This window comes from Streptomyces sp. SID1328, from assembly GCF_009865595.1.
GTDB classification, from domain to species: Bacteria; Actinomycetota; Actinomycetes; order Streptomycetales; family Streptomycetaceae; genus Streptomyces; species Streptomyces griseoluteus.
The window spans coordinates 1-201 of sequence record NZ_WWKH01000079.1 but is presented as its reverse complement, the minus strand read 5'-3'; the positions used below and the strand labels follow the sequence as shown (position 1 = coordinate 201).

Genomic DNA, 201 nt, shown 5'->3' with positions numbered 1-201 from the left:
GCTGGCCCGGATCGCCGCCACCCCGGTGGACCGGCTGCTGGCCCGCCCGGAGCAGGCCGCCGCCGACGCGCTGGCGGCGCGCGGGGTGCCCGCCCGTACCGTCGACGGCTTCCTGCGGCCGCTGCTCGCCACGCTGCTGTGCGACCCGGAGCTGACCACGTCCAGTCGCGGCGCCGACCTCGCCCTGCGGGCGTTCGCCGG

General features: G+C 80.6%; 1 pseudogene. It reads left to right on the top strand.

Features of this window, described 5'->3' with window-relative positions:
- Positions 1-201: pseudogene (locus GT030_RS02335) on the top strand (oxidoreductase); the annotation flags it as partial.